Source organism: Carnobacterium sp. CP1 (assembly GCF_001483965.1).
Lineage (GTDB): Bacteria > Bacillota > Bacilli > Lactobacillales > Carnobacteriaceae > Carnobacterium_A > Carnobacterium_A antarcticum.
In genome coordinates this window covers 2436812-2452009 of sequence record NZ_CP010796.1, presented here as the reverse complement: position 1 = coordinate 2452009, position 15198 = coordinate 2436812, and the positions used below count along the sequence as shown (strand labels likewise).

At 37.0% G+C, this 15198-nt stretch carries 16 protein-coding genes and 1 pseudogene; 6 read left to right on the top strand and 11 right to left on the bottom strand.

Translation table 11 applies throughout. The annotated features are described in order from the left end of the window. Positions 1-47: 47 nt before the first annotated feature. Positions 48-479: a DUF948 domain-containing protein gene (locus NY10_RS11630; protein ID WP_058920085.1), complete on the bottom strand. Its 432-nt coding sequence runs from the start codon at positions 477-479 to the stop codon at positions 48-50. A 351-nt stretch (positions 480-830) separates the two neighbouring features. Between NY10_RS11630 and NY10_RS11625 the strand changes: the two genes are divergently transcribed. The 3 genes from NY10_RS11625 to NY10_RS11615 all read left to right on the top strand — a co-directional run bounded on the left by NY10_RS11625 (position 831) and on the right by NY10_RS11615 (position 4222). Continuing rightward, a complete protein-coding gene (locus tag NY10_RS11625) occupies positions 831-1727 on the top strand; it encodes a mechanosensitive ion channel family protein (protein ID WP_231726742.1) in 897 nt (298 codons plus the stop codon). Positions 1728-1935: 208 nt separating this feature from the next. After that, positions 1936-3087 carry an MGDG synthase family glycosyltransferase gene (locus NY10_RS11620; RefSeq protein WP_058920084.1) on the top strand — a complete coding sequence of 384 codons (1152 nt, stop codon included), beginning with the start codon at positions 1936-1938 and terminating at the stop codon, positions 3085-3087. Then, positions 3074-4222, top strand: coding sequence for an MFS transporter (locus NY10_RS11615; protein WP_058920083.1), 1149 nt, complete (start codon positions 3074-3076; stop codon positions 4220-4222). The genes NY10_RS11620 and NY10_RS11615 overlap by 14 nt, the downstream gene beginning before the upstream one ends. A gap of 60 nt (positions 4223-4282) precedes the next feature. Here NY10_RS11615 and cbpB read toward each other — a convergent pair whose 3' ends face one another. From cbpB to racE, 4 genes are all read right to left on the bottom strand, one after another. Continuing rightward, complete coding sequence (cbpB, locus tag NY10_RS11610; RefSeq protein WP_231726741.1) at positions 4283-4744, bottom strand: cyclic-di-AMP-binding protein CbpB; 462 nt, start codon at positions 4742-4744, stop codon at positions 4283-4285. Between the two features lie 164 nt (positions 4745-4908). Beyond that, complete coding sequence (locus tag NY10_RS11605) at positions 4909-5463, bottom strand: metallophosphoesterase (RefSeq protein ID WP_231726740.1); 555 nt, start codon at positions 5461-5463, stop codon at positions 4909-4911. Beyond that, positions 5448-6809 (bottom strand): ribonuclease PH, encoded by a 1362-nt coding sequence (gene rph, locus NY10_RS11600; RefSeq protein WP_058920080.1) that lies wholly within the window; start codon positions 6807-6809, stop codon positions 5448-5450. Before rph ends, NY10_RS11605 begins: the two co-directional genes overlap by 16 nt. A 26-nt stretch (positions 6810-6835) precedes the next feature. Then, positions 6836-7645, bottom strand: a complete 810-nt coding sequence (gene racE, locus NY10_RS11595; protein WP_058920079.1) for a glutamate racemase — start codon at positions 7643-7645, stop codon at positions 6836-6838. A gap of 211 nt (positions 7646-7856) precedes the next feature. Here racE and NY10_RS12495 point away from each other — a divergent pair, with 211 nt between their 5' ends. Further along, positions 7857-8603: a YslB family protein gene (locus NY10_RS12495; protein WP_082664244.1), complete on the top strand. Its 747-nt coding sequence runs from the start codon at positions 7857-7859 to the stop codon at positions 8601-8603. A gap of 64 nt (positions 8604-8667) precedes the next feature. On the opposite strand, the gene NY10_RS11585 is transcribed toward NY10_RS12495, so the two are convergent. The 3 genes and pseudogenes from NY10_RS11585 to NY10_RS11580 form a co-directional block, all read right to left on the bottom strand. Continuing rightward, positions 8668-9927 (bottom strand): ABC transporter permease, encoded by a 1260-nt coding sequence (locus NY10_RS11585; protein WP_058920078.1) that lies wholly within the window; start codon positions 9925-9927, stop codon positions 8668-8670. After that, positions 9920-10129, bottom strand: coding sequence for an ATP-binding protein DrrA1-3 family domain-containing protein (locus tag NY10_RS12985; protein ID WP_376821379.1), 210 nt, complete (start codon positions 10127-10129; stop codon positions 9920-9922). Before NY10_RS12985 ends, NY10_RS11585 begins: the two co-directional genes overlap by 8 nt. 2 nt (positions 10130-10131) lie before the next feature. Next, positions 10132-10819: pseudogene (locus NY10_RS11580) on the bottom strand (ABC transporter ATP-binding protein); the annotation flags it as partial. A 211-nt stretch (positions 10820-11030) separates the two neighbouring features. On the opposite strand from NY10_RS11580, the gene NY10_RS11575 reads away from it, so the two are divergent. Further along, positions 11031-11741 (top strand): Bax inhibitor-1/YccA family protein, encoded by a 711-nt coding sequence (locus NY10_RS11575; protein WP_058920076.1) that lies wholly within the window; start codon positions 11031-11033, stop codon positions 11739-11741. Between the two features lie 336 nt (positions 11742-12077). On the opposite strand, the gene NY10_RS11570 is transcribed toward NY10_RS11575, so the two are convergent. From NY10_RS11570 to NY10_RS11560, 3 genes are all read right to left on the bottom strand, one after another. After that, positions 12078-12530 (bottom strand): PH domain-containing protein, encoded by a 453-nt coding sequence (locus NY10_RS11570; protein ID WP_058920075.1) that lies wholly within the window; start codon positions 12528-12530, stop codon positions 12078-12080. 18 nt (positions 12531-12548) lie between these two features. Further along, a complete protein-coding gene (locus NY10_RS11565; RefSeq protein WP_058920074.1) occupies positions 12549-13268 on the bottom strand; it encodes an alpha/beta fold hydrolase in 720 nt (239 codons plus the stop codon). Between the two features lie 378 nt (positions 13269-13646). Further along, positions 13647-13907, bottom strand: a complete 261-nt coding sequence (locus NY10_RS11560; protein ID WP_058920073.1) for a hypothetical protein — start codon at positions 13905-13907, stop codon at positions 13647-13649. 380 nt (positions 13908-14287) lie between these two features. On the opposite strand from NY10_RS11560, the gene NY10_RS11555 reads away from it, so the two are divergent. Continuing rightward, a complete protein-coding gene (locus NY10_RS11555; RefSeq protein WP_058920072.1) occupies positions 14288-15187 on the top strand; it encodes a helix-turn-helix domain-containing protein in 900 nt (299 codons plus the stop codon). Positions 15188-15198 lie beyond the last annotated feature (11 nt).

The following is a 15198-nucleotide window of genomic DNA, read 5'->3' as shown; positions in this document are numbered from 1 at the left end:
GATTATATCGTGTCTTTTTTTCTGCTTTTACATGACGTTAATTAAATTTATGCTTCTTTTTTAGTTTTACGTTTCCGGTTTAGATTTAAAGCTGTTTTACCAACTTTTGTAACCATTCCGGTTTGTACTGTTTTTTTCGTAGTTCCTGAAACATGTCCTGCTAAGTTCCGTGTTGAGGAATTTAAACTTGATACTGAAACGCCTAAATCTCCAATTGCTTGGAATAGTGGATCGGTTTTACCCAATTTCCCATTCACATCGTCTAACGTCGCATTGGATTTATTTAAGAGACCTTCAACCTCGATCAAAAGACTATCAGCATCCTTAGTGATTACTTCGATGCTGGTATTCGCTTCCTTAATCGTTTTTGATACCTCTTCGATTACTTTTGAAACTTTTAATAATACTACAATTAGAAAAACGACTAATGCAGCAAATGCTATTGCAGCGATTAACGCTGCTATTTCTCCACCTGTCATCTTAATTCCTCACTTCCTCCAATATACTGGTTTTTTCATTTCCTATAACTTTTAAGAAAAACAAACGCTCATTTTATTAAATGAACCAATAAAAAAAGGCTATCTTTCCGGCAAGCAATAGTAAATCTTACTTCATGTTTAGAATACCATTAAAATTTTACCACTTCAAATAATATGATACCGATTTCTAGAAATTCCTTCTCTTTCGCTCTTTTCTGTTTTAAATAAAATTGTCATTACGCGAATAGGTTGTAAAAAAAGGCTTCTGTTTGTTTTCCTTTCTTTTATTAATTTGGTATGATTAAGAATAGCAGCTTCATGTTGCAAATTGTTAACTAAAGGAGTTTTTTTTTGAATAACCAAATGGACAGTTCGGTTACTACAGAAGTAGTAGAATCCGTTACCCAACAAACAAATGTTTTTATGGAATTCTGGCATAACATCAATTGGAATAAAATTTTAGCTTTTGGTGTGTCTAAAGCTCTGCAAATTCTTTTTTTCTTATTGATTTTTTTAGTGATAAAAAAGATAGGGAATGTCTTTATCCAGAAAACATTCCAAAATTACCGTAAAAAGAAACACATCTCTTTAAGCCGGTTAGACACGCTAAATACCCTTACTCACAATCTTTTTAATTCTTTGCTGGGTTTCTTCTTAGCCTATGCCATTTTATCTGCTATAGGTATTCCAGTCGGTACATTGCTTGCTGGTGCCGGAGTTATCGGGTTAGCTTTATCTCTAGGCGCCCAAGGGTTCGTTAGCGACATTGTCAATGGATTTTTCATTCTGCTTGAAAAACAAGTAGATGTAGGCGATGTAGTGGAATTAGATGAAATTTTTGGAACAGTAGTCGATGTTAATTTAAAAACCACAACTGTAAAAAGTTTTGATGGAACATTGAATTTTGTGCCCAATCGTTACATCACTATCGTCAGCAATAAGTCGCGAGAAGATATGCGTGCTCAAATCGATATCCGTCTCTTTCCTGATGCTGATATGGGTTTGGTCAACTCATTGATTGAACAAGTAAATGAACGTTTGGTACCGAAATACCCAGAAATCACACAAGCGCCTAATAATTTAGGTCTGCTCGATATTGGAAATGGGCAATTTGCCGTTCGGATCATCCTTTTTACACTTAATGGTAGCCAATATGATATTCAAAATACGTTTTTCCAAGAATACCTCTCTGCTCTGACAAAAGAAGGTATCGCTATTCCTGTCACTAATATCAACCTTCCAGACTGAATCTGTCTTGGAGAAAAGCTACGCAACTCAGATTCTCTTTAGGGCAAAAGTCGCATAGACTTTTGCGGCAAAAAGAAATAAACTTGTTTTGAAGAGTGCTTAGACTTAAACTAAAAATAAATAGCTGATTTGTTTGCTTTCTACTTAATGCACCCCAGTTATAAAGCTTAACAATGAATTAATTTTATTAGGAAAGGAGGAACAAAAAGTGTTAAAACCGCCAAAAGTCCTGCTGTTAACAGGAAGCTACGGCAATGGTCATCTTGAAGTAGCCCATGCTTTGGTCGCTGAATTAAATAAGCGCGGCATAGCCGATATTGTTGTGTCTGATTTATTTTATGAAGCCCATCCTATCTTAACCAGTTTCACTAAACAACTTTACCTTAAAAGCTTTACTAAAGGACAAAGCATCTATGGCTTTTTATATTACAACTCCGATTACCGCATGACTGATTTCCGAATTGACCGAATCATTGACCGTTATGGATATGTTCGAATTAATCAATTGATGAATACGCATGATTTCGATGTCGTCATCAATACTTTCCCCATGCAAGCTTTGCCGATTTACAAACAAAAAAATCAGCACACTGTTCCTTTTGTAAACGTGTTGACCGACTTTTGTTTGCATACACGCTGGGTATCAGATGAAATCAATCACTTTTTCGTTGCTTGTGGTTCTTTAAAAGAAGAACTCTTGGAATTAGGTATTGATGGAAAGAAAATAACCATATCTGGTATTCCGATCAAAGAAGCTTTTTACCAAACTGCTCTTCAACCATTGGACTCTTCCTCGGTCAACCAAAATCAAGCTGCACAGCATGTCTTGATTTCTGCGGGAGCCTTTGGTGTACTTAAAAATCTACCTGCACTCATCAATAAACTAAGTGTTCAAAGCAACCTGATCTTAACTGTTATTTGTGGTACAAACGAAGAACTTTATAATTCGCTGTCTAGCCAGTATGACGGAGTTCCCACTGTCCGTATCTTAAGTTATGTGAACGATATGGCTGCTCTCATGAAACAGGCTGACGTAATGGTTACCAAGTCTGGCGGCATTTCTCTTTCCGAAGCGCTGGCCCTTCAAGTCCCCTTAGTTTTGACGCCTGCTGTCCCAGGGCAAGAACGCGACAACGCTAACTTATTTGAACAAGAAGGTATGGCTATCACTACTCGTTCAGAAGATGAAATCGTTCCGGCGGTGCTTCAGGTGTTGAAGCAACCTTTCTTGGCCGATCATTTAAAAACGCAAATGAGTCGACATTTTTATCCTTATGCTGCTGCCACTATTGTTGACAGCGTCTTAGACATAATTGAAGAAACAGCTGGTGTAAAGGAGAATAATAATGAAAACAGCTAAATTAGTAATGGATAAAGAGTTTATTTTTCTGCTTCTAGCACTAATGCTAGTTGAGTACGTCCGCGCAGCTTATGTTATTAGTTACTTGCCTGTCCAAGCTGCCGTGAGCAACCAATTTTCTGTGGCTTTTGTTGGTTTAGCTGTCAGTTTGCATTTTATCAGTGATGCTTTTTCTAATTTTCAAATCGGTTTTCTAATGAATCGGTTTGGGGTCAAAAAAGTTGTTTCACTGTCGTTTATCCTATGCACATTGGCTTTGATCAGTGTTCCATTGCTCCAGTTTAATTCTTTTTCTATTCTGATGGCGGCAATTGTGCTTGGTTTCGGAGCTTGTCCGATTTGGATCATCGTTTTAGCACGAGCAAGCAACGGTGCACGTGGTTCGAATATGGGATTGGTTTATTTTTGCTGGTTGGTTGGAATCGCTGGCGGAGTCATTTTGATGAATTACTTAATGGATATCCATTTGCTCTTTGCTTATTGGCTATTGCCTGTCTTGCTGTTGATCGGTTTTATTTTCTTTAAATTCTCTGGAGAACACCCCAGCCCTAACAAAGAAAATCAATCGTTTAAAGAAGTTTTGCTTCAAGCTGCTGTAGTCTTAAAAAGAAGCCGAAATATATTACCCGGCACATTGATGCAGAGTATTGCAGTAGGGATGATGATTCCTATCCTTCCTACATTTGCTTTACAAGATCTTCAATTTAAATACAGTCAGTATACACTTTTAATTGTGTCCGCTGGTTTGACAGCAGCCGTTTTTATGATTCCTTTAGGCCGCTTGACAGACCATTTTAAGACTAAAGGAATGTTCATCAGCGGGTTTGCTCTTTTTGGAGCTGGCTTGATTCTATTGACAACGACTCTCTCTTTAAACCTTGTTTTTCTTACTGTGATCGCTTTAGCCCTTGCCTATACAACGTATCTTCCATCTTGGAACGCTTATGTAGCGAGCAGTATCCATCATGAAGATCAAAATGTCAGCTGGGGAATCATTTCTTCTTTTCAAGGAGTCGGCACTATGCTAGGACCGATTATTGGCGGTTTGATCGCTACCTTAGGCTCAGGGGTCACGATTTTAATCAGCGGTTTGCTTTTTATCGTTATGGCTCTTTTTTATTTCGTTTTAAAATAAACAACAAAAAGGCAGACCACTTGTTGATTCGTCAACAGGCAGTCTGCCTTTTTGTTGTGTTTAAACACATTCAATTTTTCTTTTAACTTCATATTTATTTTCAAATTCGTGAGCAATTCGGTTTGTTGCTTTAAGAATTTCACTGCGGGTCACAATTCCTGTGAAACTGCCATCGTCACTAGCCACACAAACAAAAGAATAGCGAACCAATAGATGAAGCACTTCTTCAAGTTCATATGGATTATCGATGACGGGAAAATCGGTTTGCATAACCTCTTCAACCCGAATGTCTCCCAGCTTGTCAAAATTAAGGTTTTCAATCCCTGTTATTGCATCAATGATCATCGGCATCGAAATCAACCCTCTTAATTTATATTCTGTATCTAATACTGGAATCACGTTATAGCCTATTTTTGTCAAGACCAGCAAAGCATGATCTAAGCGGTTCGTCATTTGGATATGCGCTACCCGTTCTGCTGGAATCAAAAAACTTTCTTGATTTTCTAGTAACATTTTCGCCATTTCTTTCCCTATCATGTCTATCAGGTTCCTTCCTTATGAGTAATAAACTCCCTATTCATTTTACGCGAAATCATTTAAAATGAATAGTAAAACCTAATCTTTTTAAACTAAAATTAACGCTTGCGTCTTCGAACTAAAAATGCTGTTTTCTAGTCGTTCAGCTTTTATATTCTAGAAAAAGTTTGTTCTAATTCACCTATAGGATGATTTTTACGATCGTAGTAAGTCACTTTGACCGCTTCTTTCGATGCTTCGACAATAGCGTACGTCTTTAAAGGATAAGCCCCACGCGGAAGCAAGATACTGCCTGGGTTTAATAACACCATACCATCGACCATTTCAACACCCAGTTCATGAGTATGACCAAAAAAGGCAAGTTTTACTTGAGCTTCTTTTGCTGCCGTCAACAGCGTCTGCATTGAGTTCTTTACATCATGCAAATGCCCATGGACCCACAATATCCGTTCGCCGTCTATTTCTTCCACTCGTGAAGGCAGATAAGGTTCATCAAAATCCATATTTCCTTTAACGGACATCATTTCTTCCCACACAGAGTCCGTTGTGGCCAATTCTGAATCGCCACAATGAATCATAGCATCTACTTTTCCTTTGTATCGGTTGATCAATTCAACTAAGATATCTCTATCGCCATGACTATCGCTAACAACAAGAACTTTCATTCTTATCCACCTCATCCATTCCGCTAATTTTTTATCCACTTATCCCATACTTCTTCTAATTTCATTAAAGCGACCGCACGGTGACTCATCTTATTTTTTTCATCTTCTGATAACTCTGCCATTGTCTTTTCTTTGCTGGGCACATAAAATAAGGGATCATAGCCAAACCCGTTTTTACCGCGGGGAATGCTTAAAATCGTGCCTTCTACTTCGCCTTCAACGACCAAACTTTCTTTTCCAGGAAGTGCTAAAGCCAATGTGCAATGAAACTGAGCTGTTCGTTCTGCCGCGGGTATCCCTGTTAATTCATGCAGCAGTTTGGCATTATTCGCTGCATCACTCTTTGGTTCGCCTGCAAAACGAGCCGAATAAACACCAGGTTGACCATCTAAAGCATCTACTTTCAAACCTGAATCATCTGCTAACACCAACATGTTAAACGTTTCAGCAATCGTTTCAGCTTTTAACAATGCGTTTTCTGCAAACGTGGTACCCGTTTCTTCAACCTCTGGAATCTCTGGGTAATCGCGCATTGTTTTGACTTGCAATCCTTTTTTAGCAAAAAGTGCTTCAAACTCACGAGCTTTCCCAGGGTTATTGGTAGCAATTAAAATAGTATCCGTTGGAATCAAAGGCTCTTGAGGTTCCACCATTTTAATTTTTTGGTTGGCTTGGATAGCTTGATTCTGTATTTTCACCAATTCATCAATGCCTTTTTCTCCTAAAGCCAGCATTTCAGATAATTGTGTATTGGAAAATGTGGCTTCTTCCCCTGTTCCTTGGATCTCAACAAATTGACCACTAGCGGTCATAACCAGATTCATATCAACGTCCGCAGAACTATCTTCTACATAGTTTAAATCCAAAATGGCTTCTCCTGCTTTAGATATTCCCACACTGATAGCTGCAATATTTTCTTTAATAGGATCTTCAACAAGCTGTCCGCTCTCTAACAGCGTTTGTACGGCCAATTTAAGCGCTACAAAAGCCCCTGTAATGCTCGCTGTTCTAGTTCCTCCATCAGCTTGGATAACGTCACAATCGACTGTGATCGAGCGTTCTCCTAATTTTTCTAAATCTACGACTGAACGCAAGGAACGTGCAATCAATCGCTGTATCTCCATTGTCCGTCCCGTCAATTTACCTTTAGCGGCTTCGCGAATGGTACGTGTGTTGGTCGCTCTGGGCAACATACTGTATTCTGCATGTACCCATCCACGACCTTGTCCGCGCATAAAAGGCGGAACTTTCGTTTCAATTGTTGCATTGCAAATCACTTTTGTATCGCCAAAAGAAACCAATACGGAACCTTCAGGATGTTTCAAATAATTTGTTTCTATGGTAACCAAACGAAGTTCATCGTTTTTTCGTTCATCTATTCGCATGTTTCTCCTCTATTCCCAGTACGGTTTTACCGTCCCAATGTGATGTGTTCTACCGTTATTTTTTCCATGTCCAACCACTCTGAAGCAATTTCATGAAACATTTGCGTAGAGCCTGTTGTATAAAAGTTATGTTCTATATGTGTTCTACTCTTACTATCATCTGCCAAATCAAAATAATCTAGAATCGTGCTCACTTCACTAACCGTCTCAGCCCCTGAATCGATCAACGTTACCGAATCCCCCATAACGTTTTGGATAATCGGCCGCAGTAAAGGATAATGTGTGCAGCCCAAAATAAGAGTATCCAAATTGTCTTTCTTTAAAGGCCGCAATGTTTCAGCTACGATTTTTTTAGCAATGGCGCTATTGTATTCATTACTTTCAACGATCGGAACAAACTTAGGACAAGCTAAACTCGTGACAATTGCTTTAGTATCTTTTGAATGGATCATTTTTTTGTATTGATCGCTTTTAACCGTCCCTGCTGTTCCAATCACACCAATTCGATTATTTTTGGTCGCTTTGATGGAGGCCCGACTTCCTGGCAAAATCACACCGATTACAGGAATAGCTAATTTCTTTTTGATATCTTCTAAAGCAGCAGCTGTCGCTGTATTGCAGGCAATGACTAACATTTTGATGTCTTTATCCAGTAAAAAATGAGTCATTTCCCAGGTAAACTTACGTACTTGTTCTTCAGGTCTAGGACCATAGGGGCATCTGGCTGTGTCGCCGACATAATAAATGGACTCGTTCGGCAATTGACGCATTGCTTCTTTGACTACCGTTAGACCCCCTACACCAGAATCAATAAAACCTATCGCTTGTTTTTTCATCTCTAACAACCTTTATGTGAAATCATTTTTTTCTTACCTCTATCTTCCCTTTTTTTCAAGAAAAATTCAAGCGCAATAGAAAAATACTTATTGTTTCTTCGCTTCTTCTACTATTTAGGTACCTCCATATTAAAGCTTGTAAAAAAGATAGGCTTCTTTCGGATTCCACGTTATAATAGAATTAGAAGATTAATGAGGTGAATAGAGAACAATGAAAGATCAAAAAACAACTATCGACTTAAATGAATTACACGGAACTGTTCCATTATTTGGTTATGCTTTAATCCGTGACGCTCTTATCCCAAACTTATTAGGCAAAGAGACCAATGAAATGTTGTATTGGGCAGGTAAAGAACTCGCCAGACAATATCCGTTGAGCAGTTTTCAAGACAACGTCCTTTTTTTTGAAAAGACTGGTTTCGGAACTTTATCTTTAATGAATCAACGGAAGAATACAACACTTTATAGTCTTTCTGGTGCTATTGTCACAGAACGCTTAACGGCTGTTTTACAACCTAGTTTTAATTTAGAAGCCGGTTTTTTAGCTGAGCAAGTCCAGCAGCAAGAAGGCCTTTATACAGAAGCTATCTATGAAGTGAATGTGAAAAAGAAAGAAGTGATCCTCACTCTTCAATGGGATACAAAAGACCGCGTTTCAATTACAGAATCAATAAATCCGTTCATTATCAGTGAAGCAGAAAACAAACCAGCAGAAATGGTGGATTCAGTTTTAGCTGGTGTTGCTGATAGTAATGAAAAGAAAGAAAGTACGCTTGAGAAAATGGATAAAGAATTTGCTGAACCGATTGCTGAGGCCATTGATGAAACACTGGAAGAACTGTTAGACGAGAACGGCGAATCAGACTCTCACCCAGCAGAAGACACAGAGTTCACCGCTGAAGAGTCCTCTGTATTTGAACATTTCCCTACTCGTTCTTCAAAGCATAAAAAAATATAAAAAAACTCTCAACTCCGTCTTTCCCTAAGAAAAGATGAGGTTGAGAGTTTTTTGTAACCTTCATTTACACATTTTTTTCGCTGCGCATGATTTTCCAAGAAGCCTTCATCGTCTTGAACATACCAGCATCTGAATAAACCAACACATTTGAACGGTAAAGCATCAGTGATAAATAAGTACACAATACAGTAAATACCACCATCAACCCTATAGCGATCCAATTGCCGCCAGTTGAGACAGTTTCACTGGCCACCCGAAAAGGCATGATCATCGGTGTAAAAAATGGAATGTAAGATCCAATTTTTACAATCATTTGAGTTGGGCTAGCAAAAGCAAACATCCCTCCGTAAAAGCCAATCATCGAAAGAAAAATCAATGGGGTAACGGCTTTATTGACATCTTCAATTTTTGAAACTAATGATCCTAAAAAGGCTGCAATAGCGGCATATAAAATGATTCCTAGAACAAAGTAAATGACTGAATACCCTAGCAATCCTTGCAGTAATACCCCAATATCGATTCCCTTTAAGAGTTCTTGAACAATATCAAAAGATTTTCCAACTTGATAAGCCACCACACCTACAATTGCATAAATAATAACTTGTGTCAGACAGACCAGAAGAATTCCGACTAACTTTCCAAAAAAGTGGACGGAAGAACTTACACTGGACAAAATAATTTCCATAATCCGTGTTCCTTTTTCTGAAGCAATTTCTTGTGCAATGATGCTGGCATAATTAATAATAAAAATAAAAACAGCAATTCCCACCACATAAGCGCTCCACATTTTAATAGATGTGTCCGTATTATTCTGATCTGAAATAACGTCTCCTTCAACCCGTACAACTTGGTCTTCTAACTGAGCAGGAGACATCAACTGCATCACTTCTTCTTGCGACAGCCCTAACTCAAGAGCCGTGCGATTCAATTGGATGCCAGACAATAAAGACTCTAGCGTCGCAGTATCTAACGACTGGTTAGAAGACGTGTGAACATATCGTCCATTGATTGTATTGTTTTCGATCGTTACCTCTAAATAGCCATCCAGCGTATCTTCTCGTATGGCTTTCTCCGCTGCTTCTTTGGTCGTTATTTTTTTATCTATTTCGAACTCTTCTGGTTCATTTTCTAGAATCGTTTTGATTTCTTGATCATCTGTCAATAGTGCAATTTTAGGAGACTCGCTAAAAGATGAACCAACAAAATAAATGACTAATCCAACAATCGCCAATATCACGATTGGAGATAAAACCATTGATATAAAGCCTACTGACTTTACATTTTTTTTATATACTTCTCCAACGATCACTTTAAATTTATTCATGAGGAGCACCTGCTTTCAATCTGAAGATCTCCTCTAATGTCGGCGGTTGTTGACTGAAAGTGGAGATATAGCCCTCTTTTGTGACGACTTCGAAAATTTCTTTTCCATATTCTGCATCCGATAAATCCAATACAGTTAAGCCATCCTTGGTTTTTTTAAGATGAGTAACTCCAGGCAAGGCTAGTAAATCCTCATCTTTAATCGTTGTTTCTAAGAATAATTTCGTTCGGCCAAACTTCTCACGGATGTCGCGAACACTGCCTTCTAACACCATTTCCCCATTGCGCAGCATAATCAAATTGTCACAGATCTCTTCGACATTGTTCATATCATGGCTAGAAAAAATGACGCAAGATCCATTTCGTTTCAACTCTTTAATACCTTCTTCTAGTAAACTAGCGTTGACCGGATCCAAACCACTAAAAGGCTCATCTAAAATCACCAATTTAGGTTGGTGGATCAAAGTAGAAATCAATTGAACTTTTTGCTGATTGCCTTTAGATAAAGATTTAACTTTATCTGTCTTTTTACCTTTAACTTCAAATTTTTCCATCCACCCATCTATCAAAGGCTGGATTTCTTTTTTTGTTTTTCCTCGTAGCCGAGCAAAATAAATAAGTTGATCTTCAATTGTAACTTTAGGGTATAATCCCCGTTCTTCTGGCAAATATCCTATAATATCATAATCAGACTTTTTCAATGGCTGCCCGTTCCAAAGCACCTCTCCTTGATCTGCCATCAAGAAGTTTAGGATCAAACGAAATGTTGTTGTTTTTCCTGCTCCATTTTGGCCAATCATTCCCATAATTTCACCGTCTCGAATCGTAAAGCTGACACCATCAACAGCCGTTACGGAACCAAAAGTTTTTTTCAAGTTCTTTACTTCCAGCATTTTGTCTCCTCCAATTTGTTCTTATTTTAGATAACAACCTTTTTCTTTTACATTTTAGCATACATCTTTTTGGTTTTGAATTGATAAAGAAAACCCTATCAGCTTTCAAGGGTTAAAAAGATAACATTTGACGAAAAACTTCTGTTTTTGTATGATGTTTTTAGGCATTCTTTTTTAGTTCGATGCCACAACAAATGAGAAGGAGAATTTTATGTATACTGAAGAAAAAATTGGTGTAAACAGTGGTTTGCCTAGTTTTATGTCAAAAATCTACGCTTGGATGGCAGGAGGTATTTTGCTTAGTGCCTTAACCGTTTATACCATTCTTTATACTTTTACACCGCTCGCTAATGCTTTTTGGTGGTTGATGACCGTCACAAATGGTTGGGCCATCTACGGATTTATTATTTTAGAATTGTTTTTAGTTTTTAGTTTTCGTTTTAATCCAGAAAAAGTACAACCTACTTCTAATTATGCTTTGAAGTTTATTGCCTATTCGTTCGTTAATGGGCTAACACTCGCCATTGTTCTATTAATGTATACGGAAGCCAGTATTTTTAATGCCTTTATTTCAACTTTTGCTCTTTTTGGAGCTATGAGTATTATTGGTTTTATTACTAAAAAAGACCTATCTAAACTAGGTGGGATTTTGTTAAGCATGCTCATTGGATTGATCATTTCTTCTGTGGTCAACTTGTTTTTATTTAGAAGTTCTACGGCTGATTTTGTTCTTTCGATTATTACGGTCCTTATTTTCACAGGGTTAACTGCTTATGACACACAAAAATGCAAAGCCATCTATGCAACATATGGCGGTACAAAATCCATCAATGGTTTGGCAATCGTGTGTGCTCTAGAATTGTATTTAGACTTTATCAACTTATTTTTAGGGCTGTTACGCATTTTTGGCAAACGCAGATAAAAAAGCAAAAAGAAGCGACTAAAAAATCTAGTCGCTTCTTTTTTTATCATTAACGAAATAAACTCACTCTAGTTGATAAATTTTCACTTTGCATCGTTCCTTCCTCCAAAACTTTTATTTCTTCTTTTGATGAATAATAAATTGCGTTTAATTGTCTGATTGATTTTGGTTCTCAAATAATTGAGCTCCCAAGCACATGCGAAATCATTCACGCGACCTTTTACTTATTACTATAGGCATTTTAAAAAAACAGCCAACATGGATTTTATAACTCATTTGTTTTTTCTTTGACAAATAAAAAAGACACTACTGAAAACATTATTCAGCAGCGCCTGGTTAATCGTCTTTTTCTATGGATAGTTCAGGAGTTTTTTGTTGCAATTCAGCTAAAAAGAGAGCTTTGTTCGTTGGCGATATTTTGATGCTGCTTGCTCCATAACGGTAATACAGAATAAGGCCGTCTCTAGAAGACAATACTCGATAACCCGACAATAGATCTGTCATTGTAAACTGGACTGATACTGCTTTCGAAATTTGTTCGTAAGGGATCTTTTTAAAAAAGAAGCCGTTTCGAATAAACAAACATGTTTCGCGGCATTCGTAACTAATAAAAAGAACGCTAGAAACCAACAAACCTCCGGTGATGATGATTAATCCTCCTAAAAATGCTTTTTCTAATGAATCAAGGTTTAAAGTTGTTAACACGACAATTAAAGCAATCAAAATAAGAAAGATGTTGGACGAGAATAGTGCAATTAAAGCTACATCACGTTTAGATTTAAAAACCATTTTTTATTCCCCTTCCATTTAACGAATACTTGGCTCCTGTAAAAACTGGTCTGCTAACTGATTAAATAATTCGTATTCTTCAACCATCAAAAAATGGGTTGCTTTTGGTACAATAACGAGTTGACTAGTTGCAATCAAACGGTGCACCTCGTTCGTATGCTGCCGTTTGATCACATCAAATTCACCCGCTACAATGAGCGTTGGTGCTTGAATCTTTTTTAAATCTGTTTCCTTTAAATCCAATTGGTGAAGCATCAAATCAATCACTTCTTTTCGTCTACGGCTGGCGGGAAATATTTTTCCTAATCCATTAAGATAGCTATATTGCCATTTAACCTGTAGCCAGGCGTTTAGCTTCAATCCGTTGGCTTTAAAATTTGCTCCAATAAGAATCATTTTGTCGACTTTTTCAGGGTAATGACTGGCTAAATAGAGCGCTAAGTTTCCTCCATCGCTAAAGCCTATAACTGAAACGCTCTTAATTTTCAAATAGTTCAAAACTTCTACAATATCCTGTGTCATTTGTTTGAATGTTAATGGACCAGTACCATGATCTGAACGGCCGTGTCCGCGGCTATCCAAAACAATCACTTGATAATGCGAACTAAAGTAAGCCATTTGTTTTTCAAAAATTTCGTGGTTTTCTTCACTGCCGTGCAACAATACTAGTGGTTTTCCTTTCCCAATCGTCTTACAAAATAAATATCCTGCTTCTACGGGGATATACATCGATTTCATGGTTATAACTCCTTTTTTCTACTTTATTACTCTAGAGTCAATTACATGACTAACGGCTCTTCGAGAACTCCGGATGATCATGCCTACAGTATTATTTCCATATTCTATACCTGAAATGAATGGTCCTGTACTTTTCGAGTTTCCAAACTCCATACAGTAGCAGCGATAGACATTTTCCTGCTTCCAGTCTTTTTCTCATCTTATCAAAAAAAAGGCACCTCACACAACTTAAAGTGGTTTTACCTTTTTTAATGTATATACATATCAGGAATAACAATAAAAAACAAAAAAAAGCATTAATCTCTCTCCAAAGATTAATGCTTAAACTCATTTATCTAAACACAGGGGGTGGTTTAGATAAAATTGTTTTTTTATAAGTTAAAAATTTACATTTAAACAGATGTTTCTCAAAATGATCGTTGTTTTGTTTACAATTTTAACAAACGATAACCGCGTGATTCCCATGCTGTTTAAGTCAGTTAAGGAGAGGTTGTGTCTTCTTAATACTCCATCAAGAGGACAATCAAGAACCCCATCTGCATTTTCGATCAAATCTTCCTTAGCTATGGTTAAAATATTTTTCGCATCTTTTCCCTCAATAATATAGGCATATTCTACTTTCGACAGACTGTGGTTCATGATTTCCCCTCCCACTTCTTGATTGTGTTACACTAAATTCATTATTTCATCTTTTCTCTAATAGAAGTTTTCTGATTCAAAATAATTTGCAGCCCCTCCTATTCAACGAATAAGTCCTTTACATGTCACTTGACCTCCAACCAGAAAGTGGTTTGAAAATGGCGCATAAGAAATATCACGGCTTTTTTTAGCCGCCTCCTCCAACAAACCAAAGCACTGGTAAGATTGCCATAAGATTTTTCAACAATTTGATGTAGTTTCTCTTCATGTAATCCCTCCGTTCTTATTTATATTTATAGTATAGCAAATGAAATAGAGTTTAGTATATAATGTGCATATAGTAACATTATTTTTTTCTGACAGAAAGGTAGGGGAAGAAAATGCCAGACAATACAAAACCTTTTGGATATGATTTAAAAAAAATACGCGAAAACAAAGGCTATACTCAAGAAATCGTTGCTCAAAATGCCATGAGCCGATCTACTTATACTCGGTTTGAAACAGAAGCAATTACCACTACCGTCACTAAATATTTAAAAATACTTAATAATTTAGATATGACGCATAAAGAATTTTCTTATATCCGAAACGGTTACCACTTAGATGAAAAAGAAGCTATTTTATATCATTTTAATTCTGTAGCGACTAATTCCGACAATACTCTTTTACAGCAGTTAAAAAAACGTGCAGAAGTTTATCTGTTAGAAAATAACGATCATGTCATCAAAGACATTGTGGAAATTTGTCAGGCCTTATTGACGTTGTCTCAAACTCATGATTTAAAATTAGCTTATACTCATGCTGAAAAAGTTTGGGAACGGCTCTCGAAATTAGATAAATGGTATTTAACCGAATTGCGTCTGCTCAATAATATTTTATTTTTATTTCCTCCTGAGACTTCTCTTTTCATTTCTAAACGAGCTTTGATTGATTTGGATCATTACCGGCATTTTGAAGAAGCCACTAAATTAAAAATGGCTTTTTCGATGAATCTGGTCTACCTATTAATGGAGGATGGGGATTTCACACAGTCTTTGTTCTACGCTGACCCATTGATTGAAGAGAGCAAAAAAGAAACAAAGTATATAATGTTAGCTGTTTTATACGTTCGAAAAGGAATCATTCTAGAAAAACTGGAATCTGAGAAAGATGCACAATTTTTCATTCAAAAAGGTTTTACGATTCTTGAAGCTATCGAGGAATGGAATATCAAGAAAGAATTAGAGCAAGAATTGAACTACTATCTCCATCCAGACAAAAAAAATAAACTGCCGAAATAAAAACCGGCAGT

What these genes read in the sequence shown, in the direction of transcription:
- NY10_RS11555 (WP_058920072.1), top strand. Translation starts at nt 14,288, where the DNA reads ATGCCAGACAATACAAAACCTTTTGGATATGATTTAAAAAAAATACGC.
- racE (WP_058920079.1), bottom strand. Translation starts at nt 7,645, where the DNA reads ATGAAAAAACAAGCGATAGGTTTTATTGATTCTGGTGTAGGGGGTCTA.
- NY10_RS11565 (WP_058920074.1), bottom strand. Translation starts at nt 13,268, where the DNA reads ATGAAATCGATGTATATCCCCGTAGAAGCAGGATATTTATTTTGTAAG.
- NY10_RS11630 (WP_058920085.1), bottom strand. Translation starts at nt 479, where the DNA reads ATGACAGGTGGAGAAATAGCAGCGTTAATCGCTGCAATAGCATTTGCT.
- NY10_RS12495 (WP_082664244.1), top strand. Translation starts at nt 7,857, where the DNA reads ATGAAAGATCAAAAAACAACTATCGACTTAAATGAATTACACGGAACT.
- cbpB (WP_231726741.1), bottom strand. Translation starts at nt 4,744, where the DNA reads ATGGCGAAAATGTTACTAGAAAATCAAGAAAGTTTTTTGATTCCAGCA.
- NY10_RS11615 (WP_058920083.1), top strand. Translation starts at nt 3,074, where the DNA reads ATGAAAACAGCTAAATTAGTAATGGATAAAGAGTTTATTTTTCTGCTT.
- NY10_RS11560 (WP_058920073.1), bottom strand. Translation starts at nt 13,907, where the DNA reads ATGAACCACAGTCTGTCGAAAGTAGAATATGCCTATATTATTGAGGGA.
- NY10_RS11585 (WP_058920078.1), bottom strand. Translation starts at nt 9,927, where the DNA reads ATGAATAAATTTAAAGTGATCGTTGGAGAAGTATATAAAAAAAATGTA.
- rph (WP_058920080.1), bottom strand. Translation starts at nt 6,809, where the DNA reads ATGCGAATAGATGAACGAAAAAACGATGAACTTCGTTTGGTTACCATA.
- NY10_RS11570 (WP_058920075.1), bottom strand. Translation starts at nt 12,530, where the DNA reads ATGGTTTTTAAATCTAAACGTGATGTAGCTTTAATTGCACTATTCTCG.
- NY10_RS11575 (WP_058920076.1), top strand. Translation starts at nt 11,031, where the DNA reads ATGTATACTGAAGAAAAAATTGGTGTAAACAGTGGTTTGCCTAGTTTT.